General features: G+C 52.2%; 7 protein-coding genes. 4 read left to right on the forward strand and 3 right to left on the reverse strand.

What is annotated here, in order from left to right; all coding sequences use genetic code 11:
* Nucleotides 1–129 precede the first annotated feature (129 nt).
* Nucleotides 130–822 carry a lysozyme inhibitor LprI family protein gene (locus AC0QH1_RS29410; protein WP_324635001.1) on the reverse strand — a complete coding sequence of 231 codons (693 nt, stop codon included), beginning with the start codon at nt 820–822 and terminating at the stop codon, nt 130–132.
* Nucleotides 823–1,309: 487 nt separating this feature from the next.
* Between AC0QH1_RS29410 and AC0QH1_RS29415 the strand changes: the two genes are divergently transcribed.
* A complete protein-coding gene (locus tag AC0QH1_RS29415) occupies nt 1,310–1,648 on the forward strand; it encodes an antibiotic biosynthesis monooxygenase (RefSeq protein WP_324635002.1) in 339 nt (112 codons plus the stop codon).
* A gap of 363 nt (nt 1,649–2,011) precedes the next feature.
* Nucleotides 2,012–3,094 (forward strand): DUF3616 domain-containing protein, encoded by a 1,083-nt coding sequence (locus tag AC0QH1_RS29420; protein ID WP_324635003.1) that lies wholly within the window; start codon nt 2,012–2,014, stop codon nt 3,092–3,094.
* A gap of 128 nt (nt 3,095–3,222) precedes the next feature.
* Here the strand turns inward: AC0QH1_RS29420 and AC0QH1_RS29425 are convergent, their stop codons facing one another.
* Nucleotides 3,223–3,582 carry a DUF732 domain-containing protein gene (locus tag AC0QH1_RS29425; protein ID WP_324635004.1) on the reverse strand — a complete coding sequence of 120 codons (360 nt, stop codon included), beginning with the start codon at nt 3,580–3,582 and terminating at the stop codon, nt 3,223–3,225.
* 787 nt (nt 3,583–4,369) lie between these two features.
* Here AC0QH1_RS29425 and amt point away from each other — a divergent pair.
* Nucleotides 4,370–7,834: an ammonium transporter gene (gene amt / locus AC0QH1_RS29430; RefSeq protein ID WP_324635005.1), complete on the forward strand. Its 3,465-nt coding sequence runs from the start codon at nt 4,370–4,372 to the stop codon at nt 7,832–7,834.
* Nucleotides 7,835–7,906: 72 nt separating this feature from the next.
* Here amt and AC0QH1_RS29435 read toward each other — a convergent pair whose 3' ends face one another.
* A complete protein-coding gene (locus AC0QH1_RS29435) occupies nt 7,907–15,886 on the reverse strand; it encodes a CHAT domain-containing protein (RefSeq protein ID WP_324635006.1) in 7,980 nt (2,659 codons plus the stop codon).
* 429 nt (nt 15,887–16,315) lie between these two features.
* On the opposite strand from AC0QH1_RS29435, the gene AC0QH1_RS29440 reads away from it, so the two are divergent.
* Complete coding sequence (locus AC0QH1_RS29440; protein WP_324635007.1) at nt 16,316–16,447, forward strand: hypothetical protein; 132 nt, start codon at nt 16,316–16,318, stop codon at nt 16,445–16,447.
* The last annotated feature ends 9 nt before the right edge of the window (nt 16,448–16,456 follow it).

Consider the following 16,456-nt stretch of genomic DNA (forward strand, 5'->3'; position numbering starts at 1 on the left):
TTGGCAACAAACCGACCGAACTCACGTAGGGTGCGTGACGCCCCGCCCTAAATCTGCGGGAAACCCGCTAGGGACGAAACCGGGCGTCACGCACCTCCCCTCGGGAGAGGCATTCTACAACGTGGTATCTTACAGATGATTTTCGAGCTGAACCGTGCGCTGTTCCGTGGTGCGAATCATGCAAGTATCGTAGCCGGCATTTCCGCCACCGGTACGCTCGAATTCGCACAAAGCATCCCGATAGGCGATCCAGGCGAGTTCCGCATCTTTTAATTGCTCCTTGAGGAAACCTTCAAGTTTCCCCATGAGCTGCTGGTAGACGGTGTTGAGTCGCCGATCGCTGCTTTGATAGTTCGTCCCGATCGCCCTGGGAATTTCCCCGCGCCGATATTGGTAAAGCTCGCTGCTGCGTTGTTCCGTGAGAGTTTCCATACAACCCGATCGCAGCATCGGTTGCATGCTGCCCCCGTAAGCAATTAAACTGCTATAAAATTCGCATTCCGCATCGCGAAATTCAATCCATCGGCGTTGTGCGGTGACTAATTTTTGTCGTCGGGAAGGCGACAGGTTCGGAGTCAGGGTTTGATAGACCTGATTGAGTTCGCGATCGGCACTTTGCCAGTTTCGCGCCGCGCAAGCATTCATTTCGCTCTGGGTTTGAGGGTTGTTGCAGTTCAGTTGCGCGATTTGGGGGTGGGAAAACCCTGGAGAGGCGATCGCCACCGTGGGAATCCCCCAGGTTCCAAGGGCGATCGCCATTCCCACCATTCCCGCACCCATCCAAGTGCGCCAAAATCCTTTTTGCTGTTGTTTATTTTTCATTTTTCATCCCATCCCGCCCGAATACTGAAGTGCATTTATATCTATCTCTATTCTGTTGCCGCCCAGGGGGTTTGTCAATGGGTTAAAGTTTAATTATTTGTGAAGATTTGCAGCGGCGATCGCCGAGGGGGAAATGGGCGATTCACTGAGACCCGTTTACTTTAAAATTCGGGAAGATTGAGGGAACCGTTACCGGTGTCAAAATTTCCCCCGCTCTTGGAAAGCAAAATTGTAAATTAACCTATCGTAGCATAGTTTCTATCTGAGGTCAATTGGGGAAAGGCGGAAGGGCGATCGCTAGGGGAAAAAATCCGCACCCAGAAAAATTGAGAAACCCCCGGGGAAAAACGCGATCTGATAATGGTACTCTAAAAAAAGTCAGCAGAGACAATTTGGCGCGTGCCGACGTTGCGATCGCAAATGCGAGCATCGTGGATGTTGCCATTGATATCGTGACCCTAACTGTTTTAGAGGAGGAACCACAGAGATGAGCGAATTTTTAGATTTTCTGAAGCGCAAATGTGCTTATGTGGCGATCGGGGAATTCAAACCCGGTAAATTTGACGAAGCGAAACAGCTTTTTGAAAAAGCGGTGTCCACTTATACCACTGGATTCAAGGGAGCGTATTTATTGCAAGAACCGAACAGCGATAAAGGGATTGCGGTTATCTTGTGGGACAGCATTGAAGATATGGAAGCCAATCAAAACGAGGCTTACCAAGCAATATTAAACGAAATGTCCCATTTATTTGCCACAGCGCCCACCACATCTTTTTATGATGTTTGTAGTGAAATTCCGGCGGTTTCTGCAACTGAGGCTGAGTAAATTATTTGGCCAAGAAGTTGCCAGATAAACGCAGACAATAGAACGACTCGCGCGATCGCTTCCCATTGCTCAGGAAAAGGCTAAGGGGTAGGGGACTGTGTATCCCCAGCGATCGCGCCCCCAAAAAAGGACAATCTGGGTAAATATATTTCTTTTGGTAGATGTCAATCTTTGGAAAAATTATAGGATATTAATAGATCCGCGATCGATGACTCGTGTAATAACTCGTTCCCAGGCTCTTATCGGGGAACGCCAACGCCGAGCCTCCGTCTTCTCCAGAATTGGATGCAAAATAATTTGCACCCTGTTTGAAGAGACGAATCGGTCTCTTATCTTGTGTATTTTTAGCACCATTACCTCATCATGCCAGAACATTTTTTACTCAGTCGCGTACTGCTACAGTTCGACAGTGAAAAAGAAGATTTGCTCGAAGAACTTTCCGCCGTAGCGCTGACCCCAGATGGCAGTTTGTGGGTGGGTTCCGATGAATTTCTCACCATCGAGCGCCTTTCTCCCGTTGCCCCTTATATTTACGCAAATCACACAAAATTCAAGCTAAAAAACTACATCAACTTATTCAATGAGGACGATGAAATCGACATTGAAGGCATGGATTATTCCAACGGCTACCTGTGGGTAACCGGCTCCCACAGCACCAAGCGCAAAAAACCCAAATCCAAAAAATCCACAGAAAAAAATCTGGACAGACTCGCGACTATCAAGAGCGACTACAATCGCTACTTACTGGCTCGAGTGCCGATTATCGACGGCGAACCGTTCCAATCCTACACCGAAGATGATAGCTCGGAAGGCAAAGTAACCGCCGCGTATCTACAACAAACCGACAACAATAATATCCTCATCGAGAGCCTAAAAAAAGACGAACATCTAGGCATATTTGTGTCCAATTTTATTCCGAGCAAGGAAAATGGCTTAGATATAGAAGGAATTGCCGTAGAAGGGAATAAAGTGTTTCTCGGGTTGCGCGGTCCGGTGCTACGCGGATGGGCAGTAATATTAGAAATTGAAGTAGAAGAAAGCGAACCGGGGGTATTAACGCTGAAAGAGATTGGCGAAGACGGGCAACCCTATAAAAAATATTTTCTAGATTTAGATGGGTTAGGAATTCGAGAACTCTGTCTGGATGGCGAAGATATGATTATTATGGGCGGAGCGACAATGGATCTGGATGCCGCGATGAGCGTTTTTCGGCTGAAAGATGTATTCGATCTGGATGAAGATACCGTGGTGGAACAAGATTCCGGGGACTTGGAAGTGTTGTTTCACCTTCCGTTTACCTTGCAAACCGATATGGCGGAAGGACTCACCCTATTTCCTTGCTTGGGACAGCCAAATTCCCTACTGGTGGTGTATGATTCTCCGGATAAAGCGCGATTTATTGACGATACCTCTTTGTTTGTGGATGTGTTTAAACTGAAGCGATAAATTTGGAAATGTAGGAGCGGGTTTTTCTGAGTTAATGCCACGGTTTAGGGTCTGGGTAGAGACGCGATTAATCGCGTCTCTACAAGCGGCGATCGAAGGAAAATTATCAACCTGCTCCCATCGGCGGTTTAAGGTTGCAGTTCTTGCAACTGCATTAAATGTTCCGGGCAAAACATCGCCACGCCGACGGCGATGATTTTTCCGCTATAAAGCGCTCGCACTTCTAATTGTTCTTGGGGCAATCCTTCGCTGGCGATCGCCTGTGCCACTTCGGTAGCAAATTCGGTGACCGAATCGCCGGCGTTGAGCGCCGTGCAAGTTTCGCGCGCCAGTTGCATGGCTTTTTTGCTCCCCACTTGTTGGTGAACTTGGATTTCTTCTGGGGTTAAAATGCCTTGTAAAAATTCTTCAAAATCCTGGGCTTTTGCCTGGGTTGCAGTGCATAAAACCAAGGCGAGAGATAGGGCAATTCGGGATGGTTTCCACATAACATACCTGAGTGAATAAATGAGTTAGCTGGATTAAAAAACCGACGGGCTTACCCCTAAAGTTAGCTGAGGGATTTTCTCCCCTAGAGGCCACTGGAAACGCCAAGTGGCGCGGTTAAGGGTTAGGATACCCTTTTTTGTTGGATTTCATATCATCGGAGCAAAAAAAATTTTCTGGATGGGAAAAAATAGACTGGAGGGGCAGCCGCCACCATCTTTTCTAGGTAAGTTTATTTTGTATATGCAATGTAAAGCAAAATTAACGGAGAGATTTACTTTTACAGGTTTCCGTAATCTAATGCATTTAGATTGCAATTTTCGCCTAGTTTATGCATAAAGATAAAGGTGAAAAAATGAATGTTTGGCTAGGAGTTTAAGGGGTAAAAAAGGCGGGGGAGTTAATTTTGTCGGTGTGAATTTTATCTTGCCTCTATGGATTTGAGCGATCGCTATGTTAGAACGGATTTGGGAGTGGCTCGAAACCTGCCCACTGGCGATCGCGGCTCGATTGTCATACCGGACATCGGCGAAATGCGATCGCCCCAGTGAATTACTAGCAGGTATTTTGCAAATGCAACCGATTTGGCTTTGCCCAAAGTCAGTTCCAGTAAAAACCTCTTTAAACAATGCAATTTATTTTCAGAAAAAAAATTGCCAGTAACCAAGCCATTCCCCTTAATTTTGCGCGGAATTCCCCAGTGATTCTGCGTTTAAAGAGAGGACAGGGTGCCCCCGTTGGGGTTGCGCTGGTCTACCCACCCCTTCTTTATCATTCACTCTTGAATCTATGCCTCGTCGATTTATTCTCCCCATAGCGTTATTTCTGCTAACCCCGATCGCGATCGCGATTATGCAATTTAGACTTCCCGCCCAGCCCCTCTCGGCGAGGGAGTGGGTGTCAGATTCCCCGGCGGCGGTACAAGCGCAATCTCCGGGGAATCTAGACTGGGAAAAAAATCCCGGTAGACTCTCCCCAAGGGAAATCTCCTCCAACGAAGGAAGGATTTTTCACCATTTCCCAGCGCTCGATTTAAGCGTTCCTTTTGATAAGGACAAAACCGCGCCGCAAAGCGCAATTACGCGCAACGAAGAACGACGATTTAGCGAACAAACCTCTACAGAGATTCCCACCTACGAAACCATCGATATTCTCTGGCTTTTACTCTGTTCCGGCTTAGTTTTTATCATGCAAGCGGGATTTATGTGTTTGGAATCCGGACTTACCCGCTCTAAAAATAGCATCAACGTTGCCGTAAAAAACTTCACCGATTTTGGCTTATCCGTCGCGTTATTTTGGGCATTTGGATTCGCCTTAATGTTCGGCAATTCTCTGGGAGGATGGATTGGCGGCAGTGGATTTTTTTTAGATGGAGATGTTGCCCCATTTCAAGCCGCATTCTTTTTGTTTCAAGCCATGTTTTGCGGCACGGCAACTACCATTGTTTCCGGTGCGGTGGCAGAACGGATGAAATTTAGCGCGTATTTAACAGTGGCTTGCTTGATTTCTGGGGCAATTTATCCGATTTTCGGACATTGGGCGTGGAATGGGGCGCAGACCGGAATGTTTGTCGGCTGGTTAGGAAAAATGGGGTTTGTAGATTTTGCCGGTTCTACGGTGGTTCACAGCATTGGCGGATGGGTTTCTTTGGCCACATTATTAATTGTTGGACCGCGTGCCGGTCGATTTCCCAAACAGGGAAAACCGGAAAAAATTCACGGGTCTAATCTGCCAATTTCCGTGCTTGGAGCGTTAATTTTATGGTTGGGTTGGTTTGGGTTTAATGGGGGAAGTACCCTGGCGTTAAACGAACAAGTTGCGGGAATAATTGTGGATACGGTGCTCGCAGGGGTGGCGGGTATGATGAGCGCAATGACGCTTGCTTGGCGGGCGCGGGGGATTCCGGATGTAGACGTGCTGGTGAATGGATCTCTGGCCGGTTTGGTGGCGATTACCGCCTCCTGTCATGCCGTAACCGGATTATCTGCAGTGACCATTGGGGCAATTGGCGGCGCAGTCGCCCTCGGGGTAGATGCAGTATTAGTGAGACTGAAAATCGATGATGCGGTGGGTGCGATTCCGGTTCACTTGGGGGGCGGGATTTGGGGCACCTTGGCGGTGGCGTGGTTCGGGCAAAGCGATCTGCTGAATACGGGGTTAACCCGGTTGCAGCAGTTTGGGGTGCAGTTTTTGGGCACCTTCGCCTGTTTTGTCCTGGCATTTGGCAGCAGCTACTTAGTGCTAAAGGTCGTCAATTTTTATTTTCCCTTCCGAGTGTCCCCCGCCGACGAACATATTGGGCTGAACGTTTCGGAACACCGTGCGAAAACCGAGATTTTGGATTTGTTTCGCGTGATGGATTTTCAGGCGAAAACACAGGATTTGAGCTTGCGCGTGCCGGTGGAACCCTTTACCGAGGTGGGACAAATCGCCGATCGCTACAATCAGGTGATGGATGCCCTAGAAGAGGAGGTGACGCGCAACGAAGCGATCGTGAATACCGCCACAGACGCGATCGCCACCTTCGCCCAACCCACTGTGGAAATTATCACCGCCAACCCCCGTGCATCAGCCATCTTTGGCTATCCGCGCCAGCAGTTGCTCTACTTACCACTATACAAACTCATTGACTTCGGACTCGATGTTTCCTCCTCCCGGGAGGAATTCCTCGAGAAACTGGCATTAATTTTATCAGAAATTGTGGCCGCCGGCACCCCCTGCGAATTAATCGGCATTCGCGCCGATGGTTCTCGCTTTCCGGTAGAAGTGTCAATCACCGAAGTCCAATTACGAGAAGTTACCTTTTATACTGGCACTTTTCGCGATATCACCCATCGCAAACACGCGCAACAAGCCTTACAAGAAAGCGAAGAACGATTTCGCCGCTTATCTGGCGCAACCTTTGAAGGGATTCTCGTCCACGAAGATGGCAAAATTATCGATGCCAATCAAGCGGTAGCGCGGATGTTGGGCTATGAAATTTCGGAAATTATCGGCACCAATGGACTGAATTTCGTGGTGCCAGAACATCGAGAAACGGTGTTAAAAAAGATTGTTTACGGGGATGAAATGCCCTATGAAGTGTTAGGATTGAGAAAAGACGGATCTACCTTAGTGGTGGAAATCGAAGCCAAGATACTGCCTTATAAAGGACGCGAACTGCGAGTGGCAGCAATTCGCGACGTTACTGCCCGCAAAGAAGCGGAAGCGGCGCGCAGAGACAGCGAACAGCGATTTCGCGCGGTGATGGAACAAGCCGCCGATGCGTTTATTATTCACGATGTTAATGGTAAAATTATTGATGTAAATCGCGCTGCTTGCGATAGTTTGGGATACACTCGCGCGGAATTGCTGCAGTTATCGGTGCGGGATATCGCAGATGAGAAAGTGTGGCAAAAAATGGAAACCGAATGGCAAAAGATGACTCCCGGAGTTCCGATCGCGATCGAAGGCATTCATCGCCGTCAGGATGGCACAACGTTTCCGGTGGATACCCGCGTGGGATTAATTGAAGCGGGGAATCGCCGATTAATTTTAGCCCTCTGTCGCGATATTACCGAACGCAAACAAGCCGAAATTGCCCTGCAAAGCGAACGAGAAAAGTCGGAACAGTTGTTGCTTAATATTTTGCCCGAGGCGATCGCGGAAAAACTGAAGCAAAATCACAGTACGATCGCCGATGGATTTGCCGAAGCCACGGTTTTATTTGCGGATATTGTCGGCTTTACTCAACTTTCTTCTCGCATTTCCCCCACCGCCTTGGTTCACTTACTCAACGATATTTTTTCTTCCTTCGATCGCCTTGCGGAACGTCACGGATTGGAAAAAATTAAAACCATTGGAGATGCCTATATGGTGGTGGGCGGATTGCCGATTGTCCGGGCGGATCATGCAGAAGCGATCGCGCAAATGGCGTTAGATATGCAGCAAGAAATTATCGCCTTCAGCACGAAAACTCGCGAACCGTTTACCATCCGCATCGGCATTCATTCCGGTCCGGTGGTAGCGGGGGTGATCGGATTGAAAAAGTTTATTTACGATTTGTGGGGCGATACGGTGAATGTCGCCTCTCGCATGGAATCTCACGGCATCCCCGGGGCGATTCAAGTCACCGAAGTGACCTATCAACTGTTGCAAGACAAGTTTTTGTTTGAAAAACGCGGCACCATTCACGTGAAAGGAAAAGGGGACATGACGACCTATTTGTTACGGGGCAGAATTAGCGATTGCTCTCCCGATGTGCCGAAACAATAATGCAGTAGGGTGAGCCTCGCCCACCCTACATCTCAAGGAAACGAGTGCGAATTGGCGGCGTCGCACATCCGCTTACCAAGGACTGCCGATGGTGGTAAAACCCGCCCAGTAGAAGGGATGGGAGAGTTCGGAATCCCCCAATTGAGACAGGGCATCGGGCAGATCCATCGCCCGAGTGGAGTTGACCAGTTGACCGGACTCGAAGCGCAGGGTACCTCGGATCATCGCCATCTGCGCCTGACGCAGGGCATCGGCTTTAATCGGGGCGCGTCGCAGTTGGGTATAAAATTCGGTCATCAGGGCTAAAGTCGCTTCATCGCTGACGTACCACAACGAGGCGATCGCGGACTTGACGCCACTGTGGACGGCTAACCCAGCAAACCCTAATTCCGCTTCGCGATCGCCCAGGGCGGTACTGCAAGCACTTAATACCAATAAATCTACGGGTGGATAGTGCAAATCCAGGGTTGGCACTTCATCGAGTTCTAAGCGTTCGTCCCACAGTTGAATGTAGGAATTGCGCGCATTTCCGGAATCAAATCGCGCGTGAGTGGCGAGGTGGATGATTTCAAATCGGTCGGTTTCTCGCTGTTTCTCCAGCGTCTCCACAGTAAATTCTTCGTTGATAAACGATTTTCCCGGCCAAATATTGTGCGCGATCGCTTCTAACTCCAAAGGCACTGCCGGTAACGGGGCTTTATCGGCAAATTCAGACGCCCCCATTGCCAACAGTCGCGCATTTTTCATCGAAGAATAGCTGTGTGAGGTCAGGCTAAATGTGGGAATCAAGCTGATGCTGTATTTTTCAATTAAAAATTCCTCACTATCGTGCAATGCTGCCACGGGAATACTCCGCAACCCGCTATCCAAAGACATCAGCAAGGTCTCGATTTGCAGCGCTTCTAATTCCCCTGCAAAGGGTTCGACCATCCAACTATACAACTGTTGTGCCGATGATAAATAGGTGGTTAAATTGCGTCGCTTCGGATCCGTGACCTGCTGGCGGAATTCGGTAATCACCGGAAATAAGGCCGATTGCGGCGCATCGGCGACGGTTTTGCGGATCGGGTCGCCCACCGCCGGCACCAACACCAGTTCCAAGCGATCGGGGCGCGTAACTACATATAAAATTGCCGATTGCTTGCCAGTGTCAGCGGTAAGAGTTTTTAAGCTGCGCTGGAAATTCCCCAGGATCTCGCTTTGCTGCGGCAGTTCCGCCGTCACTCCCAGATGTTCCTGAAATTCGAAATTCCAACTTTGTTCGATCGCCCAAATTGCCCCCTCGGTATTATTCTCCGCCAATGCGTCATCGAGGGCAACCGATCCACCCTCGGAAGTCGGAGTAGAGGTGGAATCTGACGCCGAGGATGCTCTACCATTGGTCGTCGGCGATGTATCACGCCCCGATACTTGGGACGTGCTGGGGGCGGAGGTTCCGCTCTCGTTGGGCAAGTCGCGATACACGCTGGGGTCTACCCGCAAAACCTGCTCTTGCGGCATGTGCCCGGGATTTTCCAACGGCGCGATCGCCTCGCGGTGGGTTTCTGCCTGCATCTCGACTTCAGCATCATCCCCATTGCTGGGATTTTCTGCTGGCGTCGGTTGTGCGATGGGCGGAGGCGAGGAATTTTCTGCTGGCGTAGCTGGCGCGATCGCTTCGGTTGCTGCTAACATTTCAGTCTCTTGTTCCCCGACAGAGAGTTCTGGCAAGGATAAGGAAAGCGATCGCGATGGTTCAGTGGATGTTTCTACAGATTCCTCAGCGGATAAACTCTCTGGCAATAGTGTTTCTGCGGATAAGGTTTCCGCACTCACAGTTTCTTCCGAAGGCGTTTCCGCACTCACAGTTTCTTCCGAAGGCATTTCCGCACTCACAGTTTCTTCCGAAGGCATTTCCGCACTTGCGGTTTCTGCGGGTGGGGGTTCCCCGGATGGCGGTTCTTCTGTGGGAGAAGATGGAGACGCCGAGTCTGCCGATGGCGGCGAATTCGATGCCTCTACAGTTGGGGGAGTAGGGGGTAGATCTGTGGTTTGTGCGGGTTGTGACGGCGCTGTCGGTTCCTCGACGGTGGGTTGTGAGGGTTCTACCGATTCTTCGGACGCCGCAGGGGAGGGTTCTACTGGTTCCTCGACCGTGGGTTGTGAGGGTTCTGCCGGTTCTTCGGGAACCGATTCTGACGGTTCAGCAGAAGCAGTATCGCGGGTCGGGGGTTGGACATTCGGTAGAATCTGAATATTTCCTTCTACATAGTCATATAAAAAGGTTCCCGGGGCGTTAGCATCGGAACCGATGGTGTTGCGGTCGATCGCAGTTGAGCCAGAAACAAGGCGTCCGGCGGTACCATTCACACTGGGGTCGCCGACGACAAAAGGAATCTCGCCGCCACCGCCGTGACGAATGATAATCGAACCGCCCCGATCGCCCCCGATGGTAGAAATGCTGGCGGGTTGGCCGCTGGCGTCGGTCAAGGTATCGGTAGCGCGGAAATGCCGACGGGTGATAATTTCCACGTTACCGCCATCTATGCCCCCTTCGGCATCGATCCAGCTCACTTGCACATCCAAATCCGGATCGATAAACACATCGCCGCCATTGCCTGCGGTTCCGGAGGTATCGATCGCGCCGCTGGTGACTTGAGTTTGGGCGTAAATATCCACCGACCCGCCATCGATCGCGCCGGATGCGTTTATATCCTCAGTGGTAATGATATCGCTTAGGGTAGTTTCCGAACCGAGGGCGATCGCGCCGCCACTGCCCGAGGGCGAACCGGTGGCAATCTCGCCGATCGCGATATTTCCCGGGGTCTCCACCCGCAGGGAACCGCCTTCGGTCTCGCCAGTGGTATCTATCTCGCCTAGGGTAATATCGCCGCTGGTGCTGGAGACGGAAACAGCGCCACCGCGATCGCGGGTAGAAGCGGTCTGGATATCCCCGGTGGAAATGTTACCCGATGCTTTGATTTCCACTTCTGCGCCCTCGACAGAGTTGGCACGGGTATCCAGGGTGCCATCGCGAGTATCCACTGCCCCGGAGATGCTGCGGAGGTCAATCTGGTTGGCAGTAATCTCGCGGGTGAGAATGTCCCCCTCGCCGGTGAGTTTTACCGCACCGCCATCGGCCACCGATATCGCACCATCTAGGCGAATCGTGCCGTTAGAGGTCACATTCATTCCCCCGGCGGCGATCGCGATGGTGGAGGCCGCTTCTACAGACTGCGCCCGAATCTGCAAGCTCCACAGGGGGGTTATATTTCCCACTTCGCGATCGAAGCGCAGGTTGCCGGTGCCAGCATCCACACTTAGGGGGTAATTGCCATTTACGGTGCCGCCAAAGATAATATCGCGATTGTTGCCTCGCACTTCTGTGCCGCCTTCCAGCCGGATATTCGCTGCTGTGAAGGTGAGGGAAGCATCTTCCGTAGTGGCGATCGTGCCATTTAACGCCAGGGTGTCGCCGCGCACGATCGCCGAGTCGCTAAATTCCGTACTCACTTGGGTTGCGCCGAGTCGCGTGGTGCCGATACTGTTTTCTCGCCCCACGGTAATCGACTGAAACCCATCTTGCACCTGGGCCAGTTCGGGCACCGTCAGGTCTAAAGTGCTGCTGTCCCCATCCACTCCCGTCTCTTGCACCGACAGGGCCACATCTAAGCTGGCGGTACTCGGTTGCAGCACCAAGTGTCCCTCACCCCGGAGAGGATCGTGCAGGTTAATTTCGTCGGCGGTCACGGTTAAATCTGTCAGGGGAGTGGTATCTCCCACCGGGCGCAGGAAGCTCACCGTGCCGGTGCCGGCACTGACCTGCAAGGCGTGCGATCCATTTAGGGAGGCATCGAAAGTAATGTTCTCGCCTTCGGTGGTTACTGCAATATTGTCGTGCAGTTGAATGCCGCCGTCGGTGGATAAGGTGAGCGATGCGTTGTCGCTGCCGGCGATCGCGCCGCTCAGATGAATCGTTCCCGTTTGCGATCTCACGGTGAAGGGATCGCTGAGGGAAATATCGGCAACGGAAATTTGGCCGATGCCATTGGCACGTCCGATAGTAATCGAAGCAAAGCCTTCTTGCAAGTACCCCAGTTCGGTAACGGTTAAATCTAGGGCGGGGGTGTGGTTATTCACGTCCCCGAGGCGGATATCGCGATCGGGTAAAAGCGTTTGTAAAGTGAGATTTCCCGATCCGGTCACCGTATCGGTAAAGTCCATCGCATTGCCACTGAGGATCGGATCGCCGATCGCATTTAACGGGGCGTTGAAGTAGAGAAAATTCGCACTGGCATCTCCTGCTAAGGTTGTCGGTGCTTTCGCCCACAGGGTTTGCAGGGGAGTGGTGCTGCCGATATCTCCATTCAGCAGAATCGTCCCCGTCCCCTGGGTGAAAAGGTACAGTTCGTGAGACCCATCCACTGTGCCGTTTAACAGCAGGTTGCCGCCCCCGGCATCCATCGCGATACTGCGATCGAGGGAGAGTGCTGCATCGAGGGTAATGCTATTATTGTTCGTGGTGATATTTCCCGGCGTTACCTCACCCTCACTCGCCACCGAAATTGCCCCGCCATTGCCCGATGTTGCCGAGGCAGCGATATTTCCCGTGACGATGCGATTTGTACCGTTCAGGGCGATCGGACCGCCAGTGCCCGTGGATTCGGTGGAGGAAGTATCCAGATTGCCGGTTCTCAGTTCGTTGCCCGCACGGATCGAGATGCCGGCATTGGCGGCGATATCTTGGGTGGTAACATCGGTGGCGGCATTTAGCTGAATCGCACTATTATCTTCGCCGGAAATCGCCGCCGTAGCGGTAATCGACCCGTCCCCTTGGGGGGACTGAATTGTTACCGGGTCGCGAAAGGCGATCGCCTCGGAAATGACGATCGCGCCACTCCCGCTGTCATGTCCGATAATAATGCGCTCGAATCCATCTTGTAAGGCATTGAGTTCTCCCTCATCCAACTGAACCCGATTGCCTATACTGCCTAGGGTCAGATCCGCGTCCGGATTGTGAGGCTGAATCTGCAATACCCCCGTGCCGGCGAGTTGCGTGGTGCCGTTGAAATTGAAGGAATTGCCAGTCAGGGTCATCCGCCCCCCATTTTTCAGGGTGCTATCTTGCAGCAATATGCCGCCGCTGCCGGTGCCCGTGAGAGAGATATTTCCGCTGTCGGTGGCAATGCTGCTGTTATCCAGGGTAATGCTTTCCCCAGTGGCGATGAACTCGCCGCCATCGGTGGCGATCGCGCCATTCGTGAGATTTACCCCTCCGCCATTGGTATTATCGGCATCGGCAGTTAGGGCGATCGCGCCGCCGTTGGAGTTCATCTCACCAGCGCGAATGTTTCCCCCGGCGCTGACGGTTACGGCGTGACCAGTTGTCGTGAGGGAACTGGCGGATAAGTCGATTTCGCCGTCGGTTTCCGGGGACTGCACCTGCAGCGAACCGCTAAACTGCATGTCCCCGGTGAGGGCGATCGTCCCGGAAGAAGTCTCTGCACCGATGGTAATGCCGTCGAAGCGATACTCTACTGGGGTAGAGTCGGTATTGGCAATCGTGAGGTCGTTGGCGGGATCGAGCGGCTGAATGTCCAGGGTGCTGCCGCTGAGGGAGAGATTCGTGCCGGAAAACTCTACAGTATCGCCAGTGAGATTTATCGTGCCGCTTCCGGCATCGATCGCGCTTTGGATATCCAGGTCGAGAGTGCCGTTGCTGCTGCCGGTTATCGCGATCGCACCCCCGTTAGAGGATATCGCCCCGGTAATCCCTACCCCCGGTTCCGTGCCGTTGCTGGTGCCGGTTAAAGCGATCGCGCCGCCTTGGGAGTCCAGGGGAGTGGCGATCGATATTCCCATACCGCCAGCACTTTCTCCCGTCATCTCCAACGCACCTCCCCCGGAATCCAGGGAAATGCCGGGGTCGAGGCGCACCCCCGGTTCTGCCGTGTCCTGGGTTTTACCGGTTAAACTTATCTGACCTCCCTCAGAGGTGAGGGTGGTGTTTTCTAGGTGGATGGCGATATAGTTTTGATTTTCGGCAATCAGGGAAATATCGCCGCCGCCGGAGTCTAGCACGCTACCCCCATTGAATAAAATCCCCTGCGATCGCACCGACTCGCCGACGATCGTGACATTTCCGCCACTAGAGGCGATCTGGCCTTCGATTCGCACCCCTTGAAAGGCGTTGTAATTTGCTGCAGTTCCCGAGAGATAAATTTCACCCCCACCGGAATCGAGCGCGCCGTTGGAGGTAATCACAATGCCCCGATGCCCGCCATTTTGCGCCACGCCCTCTAGGGTAACATTACCGCCCAAGGTGGATATCGTGCTATTGAGGTTCACGCCACCGCCACCGGGTTCTGTGGCAGTGAGTCGCCGTCCCCGTATCGTGAGATTGCCTCCCGAGGTAGAAATCGGGCGATTCACGTTGACCCACCCATTACCCCCGGCGAGGTTCCCATTGTTGCCGTTGAGAATCAGATTTAACGGGGCGCTGCCCGTTGCGCCAGCGATCGGCTCGTCGATGACGATATTATTGTGAGCGTTCAGCTTCAGGGTTCTTTCCAGGGTCAGGTTATAATTTAGCGGGGTACTGAGGGTAATGTTCCCCGCTTCCGGGCCTCCCGTACCGGTGGCAATGGTCACATTTCCGGAGTCCAATGCTTGGAGAATCAGGTCTACGCCCAATTGCGCGTTATGGCCGGCGGATTCAAATGGGGAAATGCCGTTAATATTGCTAGACCCCGCCCCGGGCACGATTTCGATATTATAGGGGTCGATCAGCCATTCCCCTGCTAACCCGGCGATCGCACCTACATTGGGCACTGTATTCACCGCTAACCCTTGCAATCCGCTGGTTTCGATAAACCCGCCATTGCCGGAACGCGCGCCGCCCCTTGCGGTGAGGGTGCCGCCAATTGTCGCACTTTCGGCGGCGAACAGCACGATCTGGCCGCCATCGCCATCGGTGCGGGCATCGGCACTGACCACAGAATCCTCACTGACGAAGGTTTGCAAGGCATTGGGCAGCGGGCCGCGTCCTTGGCGAGTGCCCCCCACGAACACCTCACCGCCACTGCGTCCCGAGGCATCCACCCTCGCGCCAATCAAAGCAATGCGCTCTCCCAGCACGGATATACCGCCCCCCGGACTGCCCGGACCGCCAGCTACATCCAGGGTGCCAGTGGCGATCGCATCCCCGGTGTGCGGGTCGAGGGCAATCCCGGAACCGGAAATGGCGAGCGTGCCATCCGCCCGCACTTCCACGCGATCGCCGTGACTCACACTACCCCCCGTGAGCAATTCCGGCAACCACAGGGAGGTGAAGGCGTTGGTAGAGGCGGTGAGAGGCGCAGGGTAAGATACATCTAAACTCAGCAGATGATTCTCTTGGGAAATGCGAACCAGATGTTCTCCCGGAACCGCTGCTAGGGTGATGGTTCCTCCGGGTGCGGATAAGGTGCCGGCATTCAAGACTTGGGTGCCGAGAAGGGTTAAGTTTTGTTCCGGTTGCACGGATAAGTGGCCGAAATTGGCGATCGCTCCTGCATTGTCGGGTAGCACAAATGCCGAGGGAGTGCCGACTAAACTCGCCCACTGATTGTCGCCAATGCTGTTAAACCAGTGCCCTTCACTCAATTGAATGCCCGTGGCGGAAGTGGCAAAAAAGTCCGCCGGTACGTTTAACGATGCATTCAGTCCGAAGACAATTCCCGCTGGATTCACTAAGAATAAATTGGAATTTCCTCCCGTGACTTGAATGAGTCCATTAATTATCGAAGCATTCCCCCCCGTCACTCGTCCCACAATGTTGAAAATTGTCGGGTTGGAATGAAAAGTCGCGCTCTGTCCGGCATCTAAACCAAAGCGCTCGAAACTGTGAAATAGATTGGCTCCATCCCCGGATAATTTTCCCCCACGAATGTGAAATTCATCCCCCTCTGGCGTCACCCGGGTTCCCGTATCTTCCGGGGTGGGGGCGATGGGTTGGGCGAGGATTTTTTTATGATGAGTAATTGTTAAATTCAATACCGCTAGGGCGGCGATTAAAAAACTACGGCTTTTCATAATTATTCCTTAGACGAGCTGCCTCAAAAAGACGAAAATGGGGCAATTTTTCTGTGATGGCTTTTCTCGGGACAGCGATCGCGCTCGATCCGGGTCAATGCTTGTTTTCTGCTAAAACGCTCATCGTTACCCCTGCTTCTGTGTTAGACAAAATCTCCTCACCAATGAATTAGTCTTTTTGCTTATTGTGGCCGATTTTCTCATTATTGGTTCCTTCCTAAATTTAACTCATCTCAATCTCAGTGACAAGCGATCGCCCCTGCTTGTTTCCGTGAAATCCACAGGTTCATCCGTAGGGTAGAGAAAGGATGCCGAAGAACTACTGAACTTTTTTTTCGTTTTATGTAAAACATTCGAGCCGCTCGAAGGTACTGCAAATTTATGCAGCCAAAAAGCCGCAAATCCACTTTTATACCTTGGTTTGCGATAATGAAACCTGGTGCTGAATTCCGAATTAACCTGCGAAGGATTAACTGCACCGTTACATTAAAATTTGCCGCGATCGCCCCGGGATGGCATGGCGAAAAGGGCGCGATCGCCCTTGTAGAAAAGCAAAGGTAACAAAAAAAG

The sequence above is a fragment of the Phormidium sp. CCY1219 genome, assembly GCF_055795085.1.

Bases quoted from the DNA above. Each gene is read 5' to 3' on its own strand.
- AC0QH1_RS29410 (WP_324635001.1), bottom strand. From the start codon at position 822: ATGAAAAATAAACAACAGCAAAAAGGATTTTGGCGCACTTGGATGGGT.
- AC0QH1_RS29435 (WP_324635006.1), bottom strand. From the start codon at position 15,886: ATGAAAAGCCGTAGTTTTTTAATCGCCGCCCTAGCGGTATTGAATTTA.
- AC0QH1_RS29425 (WP_324635004.1), bottom strand. From the start codon at position 3,582: ATGTGGAAACCATCCCGAATTGCCCTATCTCTCGCCTTGGTTTTATGC.
- AC0QH1_RS29415 (WP_324635002.1), top strand. From the start codon at position 1,310: ATGAGCGAATTTTTAGATTTTCTGAAGCGCAAATGTGCTTATGTGGCG.
- AC0QH1_RS29420 (WP_324635003.1), top strand. From the start codon at position 2,012: ATGCCAGAACATTTTTTACTCAGTCGCGTACTGCTACAGTTCGACAGT.
- AC0QH1_RS29440 (WP_324635007.1), top strand. From the start codon at position 16,316: ATGAAACCTGGTGCTGAATTCCGAATTAACCTGCGAAGGATTAACTGC.
- amt (WP_324635005.1), top strand. From the start codon at position 4,370: ATGCCTCGTCGATTTATTCTCCCCATAGCGTTATTTCTGCTAACCCCG.